22 protein-coding genes are annotated in these 19446 nt (G+C 52.1%); 3 read left to right on the top strand and 19 right to left on the bottom strand.

Going from position 1 to position 19446, the window contains the following annotated elements; genetic code table 11:
* Window positions 1-106: 106 nt before the first annotated feature.
* The 9 genes from D3P07_RS13340 to erpA form a co-directional block, all read right to left on the bottom strand.
* Window positions 107-1198, bottom strand: coding sequence for a sensor histidine kinase (locus D3P07_RS13340; RefSeq protein WP_119800687.1), 1092 nt, complete (start codon window positions 1196-1198; stop codon window positions 107-109).
* Window positions 1195-1935 (bottom strand): response regulator transcription factor, encoded by a 741-nt coding sequence (locus D3P07_RS13335; RefSeq protein WP_119800686.1) that lies wholly within the window; start codon window positions 1933-1935, stop codon window positions 1195-1197. The genes D3P07_RS13340 and D3P07_RS13335 overlap by 4 nt, the downstream gene beginning before the upstream one ends.
* A gap of 91 nt (window positions 1936-2026) precedes the next feature.
* A complete protein-coding gene (locus tag D3P07_RS13330) occupies window positions 2027-2557 on the bottom strand; it encodes a DoxX family membrane protein (RefSeq protein ID WP_119800685.1) in 531 nt (176 codons plus the stop codon).
* Window positions 2558-2887: 330 nt separating this feature from the next.
* Window positions 2888-3190, bottom strand: coding sequence for a hypothetical protein (locus tag D3P07_RS13325; protein ID WP_119800684.1), 303 nt, complete (start codon window positions 3188-3190; stop codon window positions 2888-2890).
* Between the two features lie 14 nt (window positions 3191-3204).
* Complete coding sequence (locus D3P07_RS13320) at window positions 3205-3753, bottom strand: DoxX family protein (RefSeq protein WP_119800683.1); 549 nt, start codon at window positions 3751-3753, stop codon at window positions 3205-3207.
* Window positions 3754-3846: 93 nt separating this feature from the next.
* On the bottom strand, window positions 3847-4956 hold the full coding sequence (locus D3P07_RS13315) for a PAS domain-containing sensor histidine kinase (protein WP_397334579.1): 1110 nt from the start codon (window positions 4954-4956) through the stop codon (window positions 3847-3849).
* Window positions 4949-5605: a response regulator transcription factor gene (locus D3P07_RS13310; protein ID WP_119800682.1), complete on the bottom strand. Its 657-nt coding sequence runs from the start codon at window positions 5603-5605 to the stop codon at window positions 4949-4951. The genes D3P07_RS13315 and D3P07_RS13310 overlap by 8 nt, the downstream gene beginning before the upstream one ends.
* Before the next feature lie 70 nt (window positions 5606-5675).
* Window positions 5676-6125, bottom strand: coding sequence for a GAF domain-containing protein (locus D3P07_RS13305; RefSeq protein WP_119800681.1), 450 nt, complete (start codon window positions 6123-6125; stop codon window positions 5676-5678).
* 223 nt (window positions 6126-6348) lie between these two features.
* Complete coding sequence (erpA, locus tag D3P07_RS13300) at window positions 6349-6711, bottom strand: iron-sulfur cluster insertion protein ErpA (RefSeq protein ID WP_119800680.1); 363 nt, start codon at window positions 6709-6711, stop codon at window positions 6349-6351.
* 275 nt (window positions 6712-6986) lie between these two features.
* Between erpA and mqnE the strand changes: the two genes are divergently transcribed.
* Both mqnE and D3P07_RS13290 read left to right on the top strand, forming a co-directional pair.
* Window positions 6987-8090 (top strand): aminofutalosine synthase MqnE, encoded by a 1104-nt coding sequence (gene mqnE / locus D3P07_RS13295; RefSeq protein WP_119800679.1) that lies wholly within the window; start codon window positions 6987-6989, stop codon window positions 8088-8090.
* Window positions 8091-8150: 60 nt separating this feature from the next.
* Window positions 8151-9218, top strand: a complete 1068-nt coding sequence (locus D3P07_RS13290) for an NAD(P)/FAD-dependent oxidoreductase (protein ID WP_119800678.1) — start codon at window positions 8151-8153, stop codon at window positions 9216-9218.
* A gap of 10 nt (window positions 9219-9228) precedes the next feature.
* Here the strand turns inward: D3P07_RS13290 and D3P07_RS13285 are convergent, their stop codons facing one another.
* Window positions 9229-9498, bottom strand: a complete 270-nt coding sequence (locus D3P07_RS13285) for a YuzB family protein (RefSeq protein WP_119800677.1) — start codon at window positions 9496-9498, stop codon at window positions 9229-9231.
* A 95-nt stretch (window positions 9499-9593) separates the two neighbouring features.
* Here D3P07_RS13285 and D3P07_RS13280 point away from each other — a divergent pair, with 95 nt between their 5' ends.
* Window positions 9594-9839 carry a NifU family protein gene (locus D3P07_RS13280; RefSeq protein ID WP_068685047.1) on the top strand — a complete coding sequence of 82 codons (246 nt, stop codon included), beginning with the start codon at window positions 9594-9596 and terminating at the stop codon, window positions 9837-9839.
* A gap of 55 nt (window positions 9840-9894) precedes the next feature.
* Here D3P07_RS13280 and D3P07_RS13275 read toward each other — a convergent pair whose 3' ends face one another.
* The 9 genes from D3P07_RS13275 to D3P07_RS13235 form a co-directional block, all read right to left on the bottom strand.
* Window positions 9895-10677: an SDR family oxidoreductase gene (locus tag D3P07_RS13275; protein ID WP_397334577.1), complete on the bottom strand. Its 783-nt coding sequence runs from the start codon at window positions 10675-10677 to the stop codon at window positions 9895-9897.
* Between the two features lie 21 nt (window positions 10678-10698).
* Entirely contained in the window at window positions 10699-11412 is a 714-nt protein-coding gene (locus D3P07_RS13270; RefSeq protein ID WP_119800676.1) for a Cthe_2314 family HEPN domain-containing protein, read from the bottom strand.
* Between the two features lie 26 nt (window positions 11413-11438).
* The gene (locus D3P07_RS13265) at window positions 11439-13202 is read right to left on the bottom strand and encodes a UbiD family decarboxylase (RefSeq protein ID WP_119800675.1); all 1764 of its coding nucleotides are present in this window, start codon (window positions 13200-13202) and stop codon (window positions 11439-11441) included.
* Window positions 13199-14137, bottom strand: coding sequence for a COX15/CtaA family protein (locus tag D3P07_RS13260; RefSeq protein WP_119800674.1), 939 nt, complete (start codon window positions 14135-14137; stop codon window positions 13199-13201). The genes D3P07_RS13265 and D3P07_RS13260 overlap by 4 nt, the downstream gene beginning before the upstream one ends.
* A gap of 175 nt (window positions 14138-14312) precedes the next feature.
* Window positions 14313-14660 (bottom strand): thioredoxin family protein, encoded by a 348-nt coding sequence (locus D3P07_RS13255; RefSeq protein ID WP_119800673.1) that lies wholly within the window; start codon window positions 14658-14660, stop codon window positions 14313-14315.
* 23 nt (window positions 14661-14683) lie between these two features.
* On the bottom strand, window positions 14684-16303 hold the full coding sequence (locus tag D3P07_RS13250) for a copper amine oxidase N-terminal domain-containing protein (RefSeq protein WP_119800672.1): 1620 nt from the start codon (window positions 16301-16303) through the stop codon (window positions 14684-14686).
* A 130-nt stretch (window positions 16304-16433) separates the two neighbouring features.
* Window positions 16434-18113, bottom strand: a complete 1680-nt coding sequence (locus D3P07_RS13245; protein ID WP_119800671.1) for a putative polysaccharide biosynthesis protein — start codon at window positions 18111-18113, stop codon at window positions 16434-16436.
* An 18-nt stretch (window positions 18114-18131) separates the two neighbouring features.
* Window positions 18132-18857, bottom strand: a complete 726-nt coding sequence (locus D3P07_RS13240; RefSeq protein WP_119800670.1) for a ThuA domain-containing protein — start codon at window positions 18855-18857, stop codon at window positions 18132-18134.
* 46 nt (window positions 18858-18903) lie between these two features.
* A complete protein-coding gene (locus D3P07_RS13235) occupies window positions 18904-19395 on the bottom strand; it encodes a DUF456 domain-containing protein (protein ID WP_119800669.1) in 492 nt (163 codons plus the stop codon).
* Between the last annotated feature and the right edge of the window lie 51 nt (window positions 19396-19446).

Genomic DNA, 19446 nt, shown 5'->3' with positions numbered 1-19446 from the left:
AATGTTGTCTATCTTATGGTTACAGTATACTTCCAGGGAGCCTTGCCACCCATCGATTTGTCTTTCAATCCATTCGTTGCAACCTTACAATATTGTCACCGAAACGCTAGGATTCCATAATGTGAATGCCTCGGGGCTGAAATAAAATCGTGAAGGTCGTACCGGCGCCAAGCTCGGATTCTACCTGAAGCGTATGCCCCAGTCTATTGCATACCTGCTTGGCGAGATACAGACCCATACCCGTCGACTCTCCAGTCGTACGGCCATTCTCCCCTGTGAAGAACGGATCGAAGATACGGGGGATGTCATGCGAAGCGATGCCGATGCCTGCATCCGTCACCTGGAGCCGAACGCTGCCGTCCGCATGCTCCTCCAATTGAAATTGCAAGGTTTTTGTGCCAGGCTTGCTCTTGCTGTATTTGATTGCGTTGCTGATGAGTTGGTTCAGGACAAACGTCATCCACTTGTCATCCGTCTCCGCCCACGCCTCGCCTTCCACTCTCGGGAAGATCGAATACTGAATGCAAAGACGCTTGTGAGCGTTGATCGCGTTTCGGATTATGTCATGCATGGACGTTTTTCGAATATGTACATCCAGTTCGAATTTATCCAGCCTTGCAGTATAAAGCATCATCTCCAGACCGCGCGTCAGTCGCTCAGTCTCTTCCCTGACGCTGCCAATCAGCTCCGTCCACTCTTGCTCGGAGTCCGGAGGCTGCCTGAGCGCTTCCTGCACCTGCAGATCGACCACCGATACCGGCGTCTTCATATGATGAACCCATTGCATCACAAAGTGATTATGGATTTCCTGCTGCCGCTTATGCTGATTCAGCTCGTTCAAATAAGCGCGGTGCTGATCCTGCAGCAAACGTGCCGCCAGCTGCTGCTCCCCGGTAGCCGCGGATTGGATCAGCGTAACCGCGCCCAGCTCATCCGACCGGTCTATCGCTTCCCGCAATTGCTTATAGTAGTAACGCATCCGCAAATAATCGACGGCGAGCCATATCCCGTATACGAATACAGCAAGGAGGATGAAGTAATAGACCGTCTCCGGCTCCATGAAGCCGGGATAACGGTATTGCTCCAGCAGATACAAGCAGCAAGCCAAAGCGATGATCGTCAGTGCGCACAGCATATTAAGCAGGCGGTCCTTCAAAAACATAAAGACCGATGTCCATCGTCCAAATTCCTGATTCATCGCGAGCCACCCGTTTGCGGCCCTTCCAATGACAGCTTATAGCCCTGGCCCCTGATCGTCTCAATCGCCTTCGGCAAGCCAAGCTCCTCCAGCTTCTTGCGCAGCCTTGTCACATTGACGGTCAGTGTATTGTCGTCAACAAACTGAACATCGTCCCACAGCGCCTCAAGCAGCGTCTCGCGGGCAACGATATGCCCGGGCCTTCTCATCAGGCATTCCGCAAGCAACCCTTCGTTCTTGGTCAATTCGACCCGCTTGCCGTCCCAATCCAGCTCGTTGCGGCTCATCAACAGACGAAGTCCGCCCGCATTCAGCTCCATTGAAGCGCCTTCTGGAGCGTCACCGGCTTCACGGCCCTCCGATTTGGCGTATTCCCCATAGGATCTTCGCAATACACCGCGAACCTTCGCCATAAGCAGCTCCAGCTGGATTGGCTTCGTAATGTAATCGTCCCCTCCGTTCTCAATCGCCATCACTTGATCCATCTCACCCGCTCTGGCTGAGATGAATATAATCGGCACGTTCGAGCGCGAACGGATTTGTCTGCACCAGTAATAACCGTCAAAATACGGCAGGTTAATATCCAGCAATACGAGCTGCGGGCCGAATGACTCCAGCTCCGGCAGAAGATCCCGAAAGTCGGTTGCCGTCTCGGCCGCATATCCGTATTGCTCCATCTTATTTTTTAGAATTGCGGCGATTTTGCCGTCATCCTCGATAATAAACACGCGATACATCCCATTGTTCCCCCTATTGATCTCTCATCATTTGCAGCACTTCCTTTCCGCCTATTATAATCCGCCTATAGCGTCATAGTCGAATGTCCGGTCACATTCCCGTTCCCGCTCTCTCCGTCTTGCGCTGGCCTCTTGCCAGTCTGCCTGCCGCATCCTTAAGCCATGGCAGCAAATAACGGTCGACGCCGAATCGTCCCGTATTGCTTCCCGCCAAAATAATAAGAATGCCGAGGAGGAGAAACCAGGGATTGTTGCTGACCGAGCCGGAGAACATGAACATGAAATTAAGCAGCAGACCGAAAAAAGCAGCCGTAAGCGATAACGCTCCTACAATAAGCCCGAGTCCAACCAAAAACTCGCCCCATGGCACCAAAATGTTAATCAATTTCACTTGGGGTAAGGCCACATGCTCCAAGAAGGTCAAGTATGCCGGATAAAGTGCTTCGCCCGTGGCTCTGTCAATAACGGGATTGGCAAGCGCATTGTTCAGAAATCCGGAAGCATCGAACGGTTGATCACCCGACAGCTTGCCCCAGCCTGACATCAGCCAGTTGTAGCCCAGAAAAATCCGGATAAAGGTGACAAGAAAAGCCGACCACATTTTTTCGCTCCAAAACTTCATTCGCCATCTCCCTTTCCATAAAACCTAATATAAATCCTAATAGTTGAAACTTAAGTGAACATTTGTGAAACGCTTTCATAAATACGAACTGCTGATTGTCATATAACCTCCTCTTCAAGGAACCTCATAAATGCCAAACCGCCATATGTCCCCCCTTTCAGACAAACAAAGTTGAATACGACTATAGAATAGACAAATTTTTCATGTTTGTATATAAAATTGATAAAATTCTTATAAATGACTTCGGCGTCGACATATGCCTAAAACAAAAAAACAGCCGGTGAACCCTTCCGGCTGTTTCTCGTGCATATCGTTATCAACTTTTTGGGATTACCAGGTCGTGCGAACCAGATGCTCGACGATCGCTTTCAGCTCTCCGTCATGCTGCATTTGCTCGTTATCCTCACCTTTGATCTCGATGCGGGTCACGTCCAGCTTGTAATCCTCCCCGTTCGTCGGTGCGAAGATCAGCTCGCGCTCATTCTCCAGCTTGACGCGGTAGCCTAGCTGCTGGAAAGCGTTCGTGAAGTCCGTAATCGTCGGCTGACGCTCCCCATCCAGCATGATCAGCGCCCGGAGAAGCTTGCTGCTGCCTCCCCGAAGGACTTTGAAGTGGAAGATACATTCTCTCATCGTTTGCTTCTCCTTTACGCATTCGGCGTCTTGCCGTCAACCCCGCGATCCGGCTTGCCGACTTTTCCGAATAGTTTATTGCCGACATTCGCTTTCAGCCAAGGCAGTACCCAACGGTCTCCGCCGAAGCGTCCTGCGTTTGCTCCTGCTACGAGTACAGCTATCCCCAGAAGGGCCAGCCACGGGTTGGTGCTGATCGTTCCCGCGAACATGAACATGAAGTTCATCAATAAGCCGAAGAATGCGGCTGTTACAGTCAATGTACCTAGAATAAGTCCAAGGCCTACAAGAAACTCGCCCCATGGGATAATCAGGTTAATCAGCTTGACGTTCGGTAGTGCAAAATGCTCAATAAAGGCATTGTATGTTGGGTAAAGCGCCTCGCCCGTTGCTTTGTCCATTACGGGATTTGTAACGGCGTTGCCTAGATATCCGCTGGCATTAAATGCGACTTCACCGGTTATTTTATGCCAGCCCGACGTCAGCCATTGATACCCTAATACGATTCTAACAATGGTAACCAATCCTGCTGCCCAGCGATTCTTTCTCCATAATTCCATCATCTCTGATCACTCCTTCTCTTGATGTCTTCAGTATAATAGGACCATCAGGAGAATTATGTGATTTTTATCACAACAGTGATATTTTTTGTCGAATTATGGTTTTGGAACGATCAGACATACCTTCGTGCCTTTGCCGGGCTCCGAATCTATGGACAACCGGCCACCTATGCTGCCAGCCCTCTCTTCCATGCTGAACAGACCAACGCCGCTTTCGCCGGCGCTTCTAATGAAGCCCGCTCCTGCATCCCGAATGCATACCTCAACATCGTCTTCGCGCTCTTCAACCCGGACTTCCGCGCTTTCTACACCGGCATACTTGGCAACATTCGTGAGCGCTTCCTGAATGATGCGGTAGATTACGGTCTCCTTAAGCGTCCCCAGCCTGCTCGACAAACGGATATCGAGATGGACCTTAATCCCGAAGTGCTGGGTATAATTTTCCGTAAAGGTACGGATTGCCGGCTTCACGCCCAGATCGTCCAGCACAGAAGGCCGCAGCTCCCACGCCAGCCCGCGAACGTCTTCCATCAGCGCGGATACGTCCCCTCGGAGCTTCTCCAAATCAGTCTGTCCCCCTTGTCCGCCTATGATTCGGTCCAGGGAAATGAGCAAGGAGAACAGACTTTGGCCCACTCCGTCATGCAGCTCTCTCGATATCCGCTTGCGCTCCTCTTCCTGAATGAGCAGAATCTTCTCCATTAGATGCTTAAGCTCTCGCTGCGCTTCCTTTAGGGCCGTAACCTCCGAGCGAATAGCTAGAAATTGATACGGCTTGCCTTCATCGTCCAGGAAAGGCACAATCGTCGTATTGACCCAATAGTAGCTGCCGTCCTTTGCTTTGTTTTTGATCTCTCCGCGCCAGACGCTGCCGGATGAAATCGTCTTCCATAGATTGCGGAAGTAATCCTTGTCATGGTAGCCGGAGTTAATAATCCGATGGTCCTGTCCGGTCAGCTCTTCCCGCTCGTACTTGGATATTTCGCAAAATTTATCGTTCACATAGCGAATGACACCCTTCGCGTCCGTAATCGCTACAATCGACGATTCATCCAGGGCGAATTGGATATCCGCCAGCTGAGTCAGCGACATTCTGGCTCTTGCCAGCAGCTCCTCACTGCCGAGCTGCTCCGACAAGGAGGCCAGAAGACTGCTTACATCCGAGCCGATCGTGGTTTGTCTTTGCCTTCTAGGATCATTATTCAAAGTTCAACAGTCCTTTCTTGGCGGCGAACTTAATCAGCTCCGGCCTTGTTTTCAGGCCTAGCTTTTCCATCAGATGGCTGCGATGCGTCTCCACCGTCTTGACGCTAATGAAGAGACTCTCCCCGATTTCTTTGTTCGTATACCCCTTGGCTAGCCAGCCTAATATCTCCTTCTCCCGCTCCGACAAAGAGCCGTACGGTTCCGACGAATCCGAGCCGTCCTTCATGCGGCTCATATATTCGCCCATCAGCCTCTTGGTCGCCGTTGGATACAGATAGGCATCGCCTGCGGAAACGCACTGAATAGCCGACACCAATTCATGATGCGGCGCATTTTTCAATATATAGCCTGAAGCCCCGATGCTGATCGCCCGGAACAAATATTCATCATCGTCGTGCATCGTCAGAATAAGGATTGCCGTATCCGGCTGCTTCTGCTTCAGCTCCGTCGTTGCCGTCATCCCGTCTTTGCCATGCGGCATGCTGAGGTCCATCAGCACCACATGGGGACGCAGCTCCTCCGCCTTGGCGATCGCCTCGTCTCCTTCGGAGGCTTCCCCTACTACTTCAATGCCATGATTGCCGTGCAGCAACATGGACAAGCCGGACCGGACCATGGCATGATCGTCCACGATCAGCAGCTTAATCATTTAATCCCTCCAGTGTTCGTATTCCTATCTTCCTACCATTATAGCCTCTTGCCGACTATTAGGCAGCCTATTATTGAACATCTGAACGCCAGCAAGCCGTTAGCAGCCGGCCTACCTCATCTGCTTGCGTCATTGCAGCAGCGGAGTAGCTCTCGTCCCTTCTCCGGCCGATAAACGCAACAAGCGCATGATGCTTCGACGGATGCAGCGGCAATGCAGCAGCAGCTCGGAGCCCTTCCGTAAGCACAATGGCTTCTCCCAGCTTAAAAAACTCCCTATCGGTCAATCCGCTGTCGAGCTTGATCATTCTACCCGATCGTAGAGCCGAACCTGTCAGTCCATCGGACAGCTTCTGCCTGATGCGCTCCGTCCGTGCACTTGCGCCGCCCTCTACCAGCAGCCACTTCAGCTTGCGGGTCTCGCCATCGGCTTCTCCCAGCGCAGCTATGTCGCTATCTGTTCTGGACAGCAGCAGCCTCAGCAGCCCGGCGGCGGTTATATCCCTTTCTTCTCTTGTCATCTTCCCTCTCCCCTTCCCTGCGGGCCATCATCAGTCCATTTCATCTACTATTTATTATAGAAGGAAGACAGCTCGCTGTAAGTCGGGGATAACCGCATATTTGAATCAGGGTTTCCCCCGATAGGGATGGGCTGCTGCCGAATACTGTGAGGAAATCGGCATAAAAAAAGCTCCCTGCACCATCTGTGCAGAGAGCTTCCTTACCAATTGCGAATTGTAGCAATCAGCACTCGCCAGCTTCAGCAGGCTTGCCTGCGTCAGTAGCCGTACGGAATGACGAACCGCAGCCGCAAGTCGCGCTTGCGTTCGGATTCTCGATCGTGAACCCGCCGCCCATCGCCGATTCCTTGTAGTCGATGACAAGGCCGCGAAGATATTTGATGCTGTCATTGTCCACGATAACCTTGAGGCCTTGCGCTTCAAGCGCTTGGTCGCCTTCATTCAATTCATCGTCGAAGCCCATGCCATAGGAGAAGCCGCTGCAGCCGCCTTCCTTCACCCCGACGCGCAGGAACAAGTCCGGAGAAGCCTCTTGTTCCAGCATTTCTTTTATTTTTTCAGATGCCAGCTCACTGATCGTGATCATCCTACATCCCTCCATTCATATAACGAGCCATTCCTATAAGTTAGCACTTACTTATCCATAGTATACTCCACATTGCTCCGATGCTCAAGGGTATTGGTCCCGGATGAGTTCTCAGACGCTTTGACGCGTCACCGCCGTATTTGGATGACAAGACAAGACTTTCTTATTGCCCCTACTACGTGTGAGGTTTATAATGGTTACAGCTTATTAAACGTTTTCCCAAGTTATTTTTTTCACAAACTTAGCTGCTTACTATCTCTAAAAGGAGGCCTTCCATGAACGTCATCATACCCACGCAAGAAAGTCAGATGGGCCATATTATTGAAAAAGTGCGTCACGGACAGCGTCTATCGCTTGAAGACGGCGTTTTCCTATACCAGTCCGACGATTTGCTGACGATTGGCCAGCTCGCCAATGAGGTTGCGATGCGCAAAAACGGAAAAAAAGTCTATTTCATTGAGAACATGAGCCTGTATTTTACCAATGTATGCGAAGCGCATTGCGCATTCTGCAACTTCCGCAGAGATGAGGGCGCTCCCGGCGCCTATACGCTCTCCGGCGAGCAAATGATTGAATATGTCGAGCAACATATCCATCCAGGCGTGCGCGAATTTCATATTGTAGGCGGACATAATCCGCATGTGCCGTTTCAATATTACGTGGATTCGCTTAAAGCATTAAAGGCACAGTATCCGGATGTCACACTGAAAGCCTACACAGCGGCGGAGATTGATTTCTTCTCCCGTATTAGCGGTCTAAGCTACAAGGAAGTGCTGGAGGAACTGATGAAAGCCGGCCTTCAATCGCTGACAGGCGGCGGCGCTGAGATCCTGTCCGACCACTACCGCAAAAAAATGCGCGTGGATAAAGCGGATGTCTCGCAGTATCTGGACGTACACCGCACGGCGCATCAGCTCGGCCTTCGCACGCATACGACGATGCTGTACGGCTCGATTGAAACGAAGGAAGACCGGATCAAGCACTTGATGCAAATCCGTGAGCTGCAGGACGATACGAACGGCTTCCTGGTATTCATTCCGCTCTCTATGCAGCCGATCAATCCAAAAGCGGGCATCCGCAGACGGAATTCCGCATTTGAGGATTTGAAGACGATTGCGATCAGCCGCTTAATGCTGGACAACTTCCAGCATATCAAGGCGTACTTCATCAACATTGGCGTTCAATTGACACAAGTAGCATTAACCATGGGCGCTTCGGATGCGCACGGTACGATCGTGAAGGAGAAAATCAGCCATGCAGCCGGCGCGCTTACACCGGAAGGCATTACGCGCGAGGATCTGATCTGGCTGATCAAAGGCGCAGGAAGAATACCTGTTGAGCGGGATACGTTCTATAACGAAATCAAAATTTATGAATGATTAAACAAGAGGTCGTAGGCATAACCTACAATCATCACGAATCGTGGAGCTGGGGAACTCATGAGAAAATTAGTCATTTTAGGCGGGGGTTACGGCGGCCTTGCCATTGCGAACGATCTGCTTGAGAAGCAACTGCCGTATGATGTATCCATTGTGCTGGTAGACCGTCAGCCCTTCCAGGGGCTGAAGACGGAATATTACGCGCTCGCTGCCGGCACGGCATCCGATCTGGAGATTCGGGTTAAATTCCCGTCTGATCCAAGGCTGCAGCTGGCATTTGGCAACATTACGGATATCGACTTGGAGCAGCAGCTCGTTATGGTGGAAGGTCACGATCCGATTGCTTACGATTGGCTGGTCCTTGGGCTTGGCTGTACGGACAAATATCACGGCATTGAAGGCGCAGAGCAATATTCAACAAGCATTCAATCCTTCTCCGCTACACGGAAAACCTATGCCTTGCTGAACGACATAAAGCCGTACGGCCAGGTGTCAATCGTAGGGGGCGGACTAAGCGGTGTAGAAGTCGCTTCCGAGCTTCGTGAGAGCAGGCCTGACCTGAATATTCGACTTCTAGATCGCGGGCCGAAGGTATTGTCGGCTTTCCCGGGCAAGCTGCAGGACTTCGTTGCAGACTGGTTCATGGAGCACAACGTCGAGATGAGAGGACATGTCTCGCTAACCCGTCTGGAACAAGGCATGCTGTATGACTCGAACAACGACGAAGAGATATACACGGATGTAACGGTATGGACGGCTGGCATCCAGCCTGTCGAGCTCATCCAGCGCTTGGCGCTGCCTAAGGACTCGCAAGGACGGCTTATGATTAACGAATTCCATCAGCTGCTGGATTACAGCAATGTGTTTGTTGTAGGCGACTGCGCTTCCTTGCCTTATTCTCCGAGCGCGCAAGCGGCTGGCGGACAAGGCAAGCAAATCGCTGAAGTTCTGTACGCCATCTGGCATGATAAGACACCAAGATTAGGCAAGATCAAGCTGAAGGGCGTGCTGGGCTCGCTAGGCAAAAAAAGCGGCTTCGGCATCATGGGCGGAACCCCGATCCTCGGCCGCGTACCGCGTCTGGTCAAGAGCGGCGTGTTATGGAAGTCCAAGCGCCACCTTGGCTAACCGCGTACTATTATAGATCATCCAGCAGCTTGTCCAACGCATCGCGGTCGGCTTGCTGCTGATCGATCGCCTTCATAATAGCGTCGTATAATTCATCTACATCATCGACAGCCACAATCGTGCCGTCGACAAGCGCATAGGGCTTCAAGTAGCACTCGCCGCAATTGCCCAGGCAGCCATATTCTATGACTTCATAGGAATCATCCTGCTCCAGACGATTCATGATCTCATCCGTACCATGGTGCATATTGCTTGCGCAAAATTCGATCATCGGTTTCATCACTGTAGATCACCTTACTTTTCATGATTGCGTTTGCGAACCATTTTCAATTGCTTCGCTTTGTACTATAATAGGGGAGAAAGGAGTTGATTGCAATGAGTGAACAAGTACAAGACACAATGTATGACGAAGTGCTGGACGTGCTTGATAAGCTTCGCCCATTCCTGCAACGCGATGGTGGCGACGTAGAATTGGTCGATGTGGAAGACGGCATTGTCAAGCTCCGCTTGATGGGTGCTTGCGGCAGCTGCCCAAGCTCCACGATTACGCTCAAAGCCGGTATCGAGCGCGCGCTGCTTGAAGAGGTAGACGGCGTCGTAGAAGTCGTACAAGTATTCTAATGCAAAGAGTCTTATCACTGCGGCATCAGCTGCAGGATAAGACTCTTTTTTTGTGTCAAAACATGCCTTTTATATTGGCTCTAATGGGATCAAACCCGCCGGTTACGTCGATCACATTACCTGTTAAGAAGCTGGACTTATTCTGGCACAAGAAGAGGATGACACGTGCCACGTCTTCTCCGACTCCCGGACGGCCCAGCGGAGATTCTGAATCATGCTCATTCTCCACTTCCTCGATTGACTTCTCCTTGTTGGCGCCCCGTATATCTCCAGGACCAATCAGATTGACCGTAATGCCGAACGGAGCTTCTTCAACGGCAAGCGACTTCGTAAAGGACACGAGCCCCGTCTTCGCCGCCGCGTATACGGCGCGATGCGGCCATGCGCGGGCTTCGTTGGCATGACCGAAGCCGAAGTGGATAATGCGTCCCCACTTGTTCTCGCGCATGCGCGGCAGCAAACGGTGATCTAGCAGCATTACGCTCAGGAGATTGCCGTTCATAAGCCTGATGATCGTCTCCTCGTCATACTCGCTGTACAGCCTTCTCTTGCGCACGAATGGCCCGGCATTGTTCACTAGTATATCGACACCGCCAGCCCAGCGCTCCGCTTCGTCAGCGAGCTTATGCGCGCCTTCCGTCGAAGCGATATCTGCTTGCACGGTGATCGCCTTTACGCCGAGCTGCTCGATGCGGCTCTTCACCTCATGCGCTTCCTGCTCGCTCTCCAAATAATTGATAATCAGATTGCAGCCCTGCTCGGCCAGCTGCAGCGCCGTCCGCTTCCCAAGCCCTTTGGCGCTGCCCGTTACAAGCGCAGTTCTTCCCCTCAGCTCCACCTATATCACCCTCTCCCGGGATTATACGGATTTGCTGCGCATTAATGCGCAAGCATATTGGAACGTAAGCCTTAGTGATTCTATAGACATATGCAGGCATCTCGTCAAGTCTTCCGACTGCTGAGCGATATTTTCCAGCCGCGCTTCCTCGCCATACATGCGCTGGCTTTGGATCAAATCGTCATGCATCTCCGAGTTCATATAATGGATCTCCGTATTTCTGCGCTTGCGCAGCCGGTTCATCGAATCCTTATATTGCTCCTTCACATCGTTCAGCTTCCAGGTCAGGCCGGGATGCGCCTTCCGCTCCCGCATATTCCGCAGCACCGTAAAGTAGGAAAAATGAGGCTTGATCTTCTCCGTGCGCATCTCCAGCAATTCGTTTAGCAGAGTGCCCATCTTATCCAATAGGGAGAAGACCCGAATAAAGCTGTTTTTGTCAAAATACACATAGCGGTCGTAATCCAGCTTCTCGCTTTTGGACATGTCATCCACCGATCCCGATACGACCTTGTCCTTAAAGCGGCCTGTCACATAATGACTTTGCTCCAGCTCGATGAGCGAGGAGCGCAGTCCTTTGGTCCATATTTCAAATTTACGCAGCTTCTGGTCGGCATCCTGCCCGCTGCGGATACGGCTTGCCACCATATCTACAAATTGATCCATCAGGCTGAATGTCTCCGCCAACGCGCCGTCCGCTATTCTCTCCGGTTCGTCGAACATGAAATGTAGCATAGACTAACGCCTCCTGCCGCAAGCAATCATAGTTTGTATTCGTTCCAGCGTGTGTCAACCAGCTTCACGATGTCCTCACGCGGGAACAGCTCATCCGGATAGCCCGGCTTCATGCGCGCATCGATTACGATCGGCAGCTTGTAGCCGAAGTGATGTCTACGTACATCCGACATCGCATAGATGTCATCGGCCGGATTGAAGCGGGTAAACACCGTCCACAGGAAAGCGGTTTGTCCTTTCGCAATATTGGCGTCATCCGCCAATATGACGAGCGGCCATTCCGTCCCCTTCTCGCTCAATCGCTCCAGCAGCCGCTCAGCGAGTGCCGGCTCTGCTTCGTAGGAAGCGCCCGACACGACTAGGCAACCCGGACAATACACCTGTGCGTTGTCGATCTCGCCAATTGCGCCTTCCGTATAAGCCCTAGGCAGCACTCTCACAGGCTCGCCAACGCCAAGCATAACCGCCTTGCTGCCATGATTAAGCTTCCCGCTTGTGTAATCCAGCGTATCATGGGACGTTTCGTCGAATACGAACAGGTCGGTCGCAGGATTGAAGCGTTCCAGCACCGTCTCAAGCAGCACATCGAATCTCGACAAGTCAATCGGCTGATCTGTCAGCATGAGGAATTTGGTCAGCGTCAGCTGGCCTTGGCCCAGAATGCTGAACGCTGTAGAAAGCGCCTCGCGAGAATACGACTCCCTGACGACAGCCGCCGCAAGCGCATGCACGCCTGCTTCCGCATAGGCCCATAGCTCCTTCACACCAGGCATAACCATCGGGAATGCAGGAGCAAGCAGACGCTGCAAGTATTCACCCAAATAATAGTCTTCCTGTCTAGGTTTTCCGACAATTGTAGCCGGATAGATGGCATCCTTACGATGCCACACATGGTCGACCTCAAATACAGGGAAATCATGGATCAAGGAATAATAGCCGAAGTGATCTCCGAATGGACCTTCGGGTCTGCGCAGATGCGGAGGCACCTTGCCGCTGATCGCAAATTCCGCTTGCGCTGGAATGCGGTGGCCGCCTTGCGGATTCTGTACGACGGGAAGCTTCTCTCCCAGAATAAGCGAAGCCATCAGCAGCTCCGGCAAATGCTCCGGCAGTGGAGCGATTGCCGAAGCGATCAACGCTGGCGGTCCGCCCAGGAATACGGTTACAGGAAGCGCCTCATTGCGCTGCTCCGCCTCGTAATAGTGGAAGCCGCCACCCTTATGTATTTGCCAGTGCATGCCCGTCGTGGAGTCGTCGAAGATCTGCATCCGGTACATGCCTAAATTATGTTTCTTGCGGGAAGCCATGCTCTCCGTATAGACGAGCGGCAGTGTAACGAACGGTCCGCCGTCCTCCTGCCAGCTTGTAATGGCCGGCAAGCCGGCAAGCGGACGATCCTTCTTGAGCGTGCCCAGAATCGGAGCGGATGAAGCCGGCACATCCTTCATGCCTACCTTCATCATATCCAGAATCAATTGCTTCTCGCCCCAGATCGCCTTAAGCGTCGGCGGCATAATTCTCTCCGTCGCGCCGACGATCTGCTTCATAAGCTCCTCAGGTCTTGGACCAAACGCAAGGTCGACCCTTCTGCTTGTTCCGAACAGATTCGTCACGACAGGGAAAGGGCTGCCCTTTACATTCGTAAAGAGCAGCGCCGGTCCTTCCTGTTCGATGACGCGGCGATGAATTTCAGCCAGCTCCAGGTAGGGATCAACCGGGGCTTCGATGATTTTCAGATCGCCGTCCTTCTTCAGCACTTCCAGAAACTCGCGCAAATTCGCAAACGTCATTGCTTCCCACTTCCTTCCCGCTCCCTAAGCCGCCATGAACGAATGACAATGTCCATTAATATGCCGAATAGGCCTACGATGATCAAGTTATGAATCAAGCTTGTAAAGATAAACCAATTCTCGTCCCCGACCGTGGATGTCAGCCAAGCGCCGCTCATCACTTGAGCCACGATCAGCAGCAGCACCCATCCTGCGGAGCTCGTCAATCCTTCGCCTTCGGAACTTACCTTGCGAACATGATAGTACAGTCCGGCGATCATAAGCGCCAGGATTAGTGCGGCAACCCGGTGAATAAAGACGATGCCGGTAGCGCCGGTCATCTCAGGGATAACCTGACCGTTGCACAGCGGCCAGCCATCACAGCCGCCCGCCGATTCCGTATGGCGGATGAAAGCTCCAAGGTAGATCACAAAGTAGCAGTACACCGACGTAATTAAAGCACGAGGCAATATGGATCGCGGCACCACAAACGTTTTTTGCGGGCCATTGCGAACGCGGTACGTCCAGATGACGAGCAGCATCGTAGCTGCAAATGCAATAATGGATATGCCAAAATGAATAGCCATGATCGGCGGAGATTGCGGCCATAAGACGGCGGCAGCCCCCATAAACGCTTGTACAACGGTAAACAGAAGCGCAAATCCCGCGTAGTACAAAGGCTCCTTGTACACGTCAGGGTTCCGTTTGTACATGCGGTATGCAGCGATCGTTACGCCGAGAACAAGGATGCCCTCCAGCGCACTGACGACACGGTGGGAGTATTCCAGCATGGACTCGAACGTATAAGCAGGGATGAATTTGCCGTGACAGAGTGGCCAGTCATCGCCGCAGCCTCTGCCTGAATCCGTATTCGTGACCAAAGCCCCGGCTAAAAGTACAAGCAGCATTCCGATGCACGATGCGATAGCAAACGCGCGAAAACGGCCGGTTACCATAAGAAATCACCTATTTTCCGTAAGTTATGACCCTTCAATTATAGCGATAAGCTTGGGCAAAAGCCATGTTGAAAATGTGACGATTACATCGGCTGCCCAGCAAAAAGAAAATCCGTATGAGCCGGCTTGTTATCGCGCCGATCCCATACGGATTTAGTATGCCATTCCTTAAATCTTAGGCTTGTGCCAGATTATCGCTTACCGCAATGGCACGGTCCACAAACTCTTCAATTTCTTCCCGAGATTTGCGCAGCTTGCTGACGAAGCGAATCAATTCCTTGCCGCCCTTGAACGCAATAAAGCTGGGAATGCCAAGAATATACAATTCCGAGCATAGATCCGGCAAATCGTCGCGGTCGATCTCGTAGAATTGCACGCGGCCTTCATACTGCTTCTCCACGTCCGGCATAAACGGATCGATAAAGTGGCAGTCTTTGCACCATACCGCTTTGAATACAGCAATGGTCAGCTCTTCGCCCGAGACCGCTTCTCTGAACTCGGCTTCCGTCTTCAATTTGTTCATGATGCATGACCTCCAACACAGTTTTACAACTCACGCTCGATGACGAGAACCTTGTCTTCATCCTCGTAGAACGTTTGCCATTCAATCGTTGCTCCCAATACCTCAGCCAGCTTCCGTGCAGGCACATATGTTGTGCCTTCGATTACTGTAGCTGGAAGCGGCCATACTTCCTTGACACCATTCACGACGACCGTATCGCTGCCGGACTGGAACTGGATCTTCGTGTCCGTGCCGCGGTCTGCAACTGTAATCATACGCGTCTTCGGATCATAGCTGACCTCAGCGCCAAAATCTTCTGCAACGTCACGGACAGCCACCATTGTGATATAGCCCGGCATCACGATCGGCGGGTTATAGAACGATTCAGGGAAGCCGTAGTAGCTTTGTTGTGTGATATGAAGCTTGTTTTTCAGCAGATCATAAATAAATGAGTCATTTTCAAATAGCTTTACAACGTCGTAGCCTTGCATATATTCCGCTTCTTCAAGCGAAATGGCATCCTCTGTTGCCGCAGGCGCTGCAGGCTTCACGTCGCCGTTCACATCCCACTGCTCCGTGCTAAGCTTCAGCGACAGTCCGGTAAACGGCAAAGCCATCTCTTCTTCCTCGGCAGCCGCAGGCGTATAGCTAAGATCATATTGCGTCTTGCGAATATGAAGGCTGCTGTCCACATATACGTCCACATTCAGCTTAAGCGCTTCGCCAAATAGAGCGTCAAGCGACTCCTTGTCTTCCGTTTCCATGTACTTCATCTCATCCCGCAAGGAGACAAGCGCGTCTTCAATCTCCGAAGCCGCTTCTTCCGCCTGTTCTTCCAGGGTCGGAGCATCCAGTGCGCTTGTGCCAAACAGTTCAGACTCGCCCATCGACTCCAGCAGCGCCTTGTTCGATTCGAACAATTCTAATATGCCCTTGACCAAGGCTTGCAAGCCTTGGCGGTCGGCAATCAGCGCGTCCAGATACGAGCCGGCCCAATCCCACAGTCCTTTGCTGTCCAAGCTGAACTGAACATGCATCAGCCCCGTCTCAACGCCGTTGATCGGCTCAGATACAGGGGCAACCTTCAGGTCCTTCGGGTTTGGCAGATTGGTGATGCCATAATGAGAAATAAGATCCATCATATCAAAGCCAAGCTTAGTCAGAGACTCCTCGGCGCCCTCCGGCAATGCCGCTTCTTCGGATTCGATTCCGTTCATCTCAAGATAGGTCTCGCCAGTCAGATCAAACATGAACGGCTGCTTAGCGCCTTCCAATTCGATAACGAGCGTCTTCTCATCCGCTTTCGCTGAGAAGCCAACCGATACCGGCTCAGCTTCGCCAAGCGTCAGCTTGCCGTCTACAGACATGCGGGTATGGTCTGCCTGCAGTTGGTGAAGCTCCAGCTTAACGTTCGAAAACAAACGGATCAGTTCTGCATCTTCGACTGTTGCTTCTTCATTTTCTATAGCAGCCTCAATTGCTTTCTCATCCAAATTCAACTTGAACTCAATCGTGCTTTTGCTTTCGCTGGATGTCGTCTTCAGCGAGTTCTTCAGCGTCTGATTCAAGTCCAGCCCGCCCACAGACTGACAGCCCGCCGCGATCAAGATCGTCATGGCGAGCAGCAGCATGGATAATCGTTTGGCCTTCAGCCATTTCCTCATCCGTATCTCTCCCTCTTATGTACATATAAATGAACTGAATTTATTGTACTTGAGAGGCTTGAAGATTGTAAACGTCTGGAATGTATAAATACAAACTATTTTCCAGTTCAGGCGCATTTATTATTAAGGATTAGGCTCCTGCACGTTGAAATACGCGGAGAAGCTTGTTGAACGGACCTCTGAGCGGCCTTGGCAGCGCCGTGACATCCTCCGGTCTAATTACCCGCAGCATTAGCAGCAGCACTACGTACAGTCCGCCTACCACTGCAGCTGCGGCTATTGCAGCCAGAAGATAGGACAGCTTGTTTGCCCAAGTGCTCGTCAGGCTCAAGACGCCGAGCTCAGCTCCCCATCCCGCCAGCGCCGATAACGCCACTGCCGCAATGTACGGTACCCAGCGGGCGCCGAGGACTTGGAGCTTCACGATGCCGTTGATGCTTCTCAGGTTGAGCATGGTCACTACAATAAAACATACGGCCGAGCCGATAATAAGTCCATAGATGCCGAGGAATGGCCCCAGCGCGATGCTGACCGCAACCTTAAGGCCCAGTCCGATTAACGTATGGGTCATGGACAGCTTCGGTTTGCCCATGCCATAAATAATCGAATTGGAGGTCATCATCGTAATTTGCAGAATGGCTGCTGCGGACAATGCCGCTACCGGCCCGCTGCCGCTTGGTCCCGCGAACAGCAAGCCTGTGACGGAGAAGGAAGCAACTGTGAGCAATAGGGCAACCGGAACGCCCGTGAAGCACACGATCCGCATGACCATGGAAGCCTGGCGGCGCACCTCGTCCATGTTTTTCAGAGAAAAGGCGGATGAGATGATCGGGATAATGGAAGACCCCAGCGCGATAGCCAGAATCGGTGGTATCCCTGCCAGGGAGATCGCTTTAATGCCATAGTCGGCGGCAACCGCCTTCGATTCAACCAACGTATAGAAATTACCAGTCAGCCGGTTGAACAGCATCACGTCGAACAACAGCAGCACATTAATCGACATCGAAGTAACGAGAGATGGAATCGACATGCTCAAAATCTCTTTGTAGATTCCGCGATTGGTCAGCGTACCGGACTGTGTCTTGGCAGATGGAGAGCTAAATGAAGGCCTAAGAGCAGCTGAGGCCTCCGCACTCATCCGGCGAGCAGGCTTCCTGGATGAAGCGTCCTGCTTCTTCAGCTTGCGGGCAAATCTCAGCATAACGGCGAAAGCTGCGATTCCCCCGAACACGCTGCCGAATGTGATAGCCGCAGCCGCCCAGCGGTCGCCCCAGCCCAGCTCCAGCACAAGCCAGCCGAGCAGTAAGCCCAAAATAACGCGCGCGAATTGCTCCACGATCTGGGAGGTGCCTCCCACAGACATCATCTGCCGTCCCTGGAAGTACCCTCTCATCATCGCGACAAGAGGGAAGAACAGAAGTGCCGGCGCGATGGCGCGTATGGCTAGGACGCTGCCTGGCTCCTTAGAGATCGCCCCATACAACGGAGCCAGCACATACAATGCGATAGCCAGTACAAAACCTGCAATCAAGCCGAACAGGAGTCCGGCACGGTAGATGCGCTGCGCCTCGTCAGGCCGTCCCAGCGCGTAACGCTCCGACACCATCTTGCTGATGGCGCTTGGGAAGCCTGCCGTTGCGATCATAAGCACAATCATGTAGACCTGATTCGCATTTGTAAAGGCGATATTGCCTTCGTTTCCGAGCATATAATCCAGCGGAATACGCTGGAACAAGCCGAGAAACCGGGCGACGAGCGCTGCCGCCGCCAATATGATCGTGCCCTTTAATAGGGATTCTTTCTTCAGCATAACGGTCGGCTCGTCCCCTTACGATTGGTTTGAGATCGGTTCCAGCGGCTGATGATTTCCTCGTACGGGAGCAGCCGTCCGAGAAGGAGCCGCCCAGCGAATGCCGTTTTGGATGACTTGCAGGATTTGCGGATTGTAATAAGTTGGATATGTCTCATGGCCTGGACGGAAGTAGAAGATCTTGCCTTGTCCTCTGTTGAACGTACAGCCGCTGCGGAATACTTCTCCGCCTTCGAACCAGCTGACGAAGATTAGCTCGTCCGGCGCCGGAATGTCAAAGTGCTCGCCATACATCTCTTCGTTCTCAAGCGTAATATATTCAGGCAAGCCTGCTGCAATCGGATGCGCTGGATTCACGACCCATAGACGCTCCTTCTCCCCTGCTTCTCTCCACTTCAAGTCGCAGCCCGTTCCCATCAGCTTTTTGAATATTTTGGAGAAATGGCCGGAATGAAGCACGATCAGCCCCATGCCGTTCAGCACGCGCTGCTGCACCCGCTCCACGATGGCGTCATCCACTTGGTCATGCGCCATATGGCCCCACCAGATGAGGACGTCTGTCTCGTTCAGACGTTCTTCGGACAAGCCATGCTCCGGCTCCTCCAGCGTTGCGGTAGCGACCTCGATATCACCGGCAGCAATGCCTTTTGCCAGCACCTGATGAATGCCGTCCGGGTATACTTTCTTCACTTCTTCATGTTGTTTCTCATGCAGGAACTCATTCCATACTGTTACTTTTACCATATCCCATAACCGCCTTTAATGTAGTCTAGTTTCTCGTGCCATCCACTTAGTTGAAGATCAGCCACAATACAAACAGAATGATCATGGCGCTTTGCAGAATGACTTTCACGATGACACTTGTAAATAATCCAACCAGCGAGCCCCATCCTACCTTAAGCGATTTCTCGAAGTTCGCGCCTGCAATCAGCTCTCCTATAACAGCACCCGCAAAGGGGCCGATAATGAGGCCGAAAGCCGGAATGACAAAAGGTCCTGCAATCAAGCCGATCGTACTTCCGATGATCGAAGCCTTGCTACCACCAAACCGCTTGACCCCCCACGCGCTCACCGCATAGTCCGCGATGAACAGCACGATAAAGATCAGCGACTGAATGATCCAGAAAAATACGCCAAACGGCTCAAATGAAAAAAACAACCCGTACACAAAGTAAGCTGCATATATGGCGATAGCTCCCGGCAGTATCGGATAAATCGTCCCCGCCATGCCGATGATGAACAGCAATACGATAAGCGTCCATCCTAAAATATCTAAAAACATGTTTCATCTCCCCTTAAGGTGCTGAAGAATCGGCACAGCGTTATCCGTGTG

Source organism: Paenibacillus sp. 1011MAR3C5, from assembly GCF_003591485.1.
In the GTDB taxonomy this organism is placed as follows: Bacteria; Bacillota; Bacilli; order Paenibacillales; family Paenibacillaceae; genus Pristimantibacillus.
The sequence above is the reverse complement of the archived record's forward strand: the minus strand, read 5'-3'. Positions and strand labels throughout refer to the sequence as shown.